Origin of the sequence: Mycobacterium sp. 1165178.9, assembly GCF_001673555.1 — a bacterium.
GTDB lineage: Bacteria > Actinomycetota > Actinomycetes > Mycobacteriales > Mycobacteriaceae > Mycobacterium.
In genome coordinates, this window is record NZ_LZMB01000596.1 from 1 (window position 1) to 665 (window position 665).

The 665-nt window shown below is 65.4% G+C and carries 1 protein-coding gene; it reads left to right on the forward strand.

Annotated elements, in window-relative coordinates; translation table 11 throughout:
* The coding region (locus A5652_RS26095; protein ID WP_156745544.1) for an amidohydrolase family protein at window positions 1–665 on the forward strand (665 nt) is incomplete at both ends.

A 665-nucleotide genomic window follows, 5' to 3' on the forward strand; every position in this document is an offset into this window, starting at 1 on the left:
CATCGAGGCGACCATGGCGTCGGTCCATGCGTTCAATCTGTGGCTCGACGAGGATTGGGGCTTCGATCGGCCCGATCGCCGGATCATTGCCGCGCCGATCATTTCGTTGGCTGATCCCGCCAGGGCCGTCGAAGAGGTCGAGTTCGTATTGGCGCGCGGCGCCAAGCTGGTGCTGGTCCGGCCGGCGCCGGTGCCCGGCCTGGTCAAGCCGCGGTCGCTGGGCGATCCCAGCCACGACCCGGTGTGGGCCCGGCTGGCCGAGGCGGGGGTGCCGGTGGGATTCCACCTGTCGGACAGCGGTTATCTGCACATCGCGGCGGCCTGGGGCGGCAAGGCGACGTTCGAGGGCTTCGGCGCCAAAGATCCGCTGGATCAGGTGCTCCTCGACGACCGAGCCATCCACGACACGATGGCCTCGATGATCGTGCACGGGGTGTTCACCCGTCATCCGAAACTCAAGGCGGTCAGCATCGAGAACGGCTCGTATTTTGTGCACCGGCTGATCAAGCGACTGAAGAAGGCGGCGAACACCCAGCCCCAGCATTTCCCCGAAGACCCGGTGGAGCAGTTGCGCAACAACGTCTGGATCGCCCCCTACTACGAGGACGATCTGCCGGAACTCGCCGAGGCCATCGGCGTCGACAAGATTCTGTTCGGTTCCGACT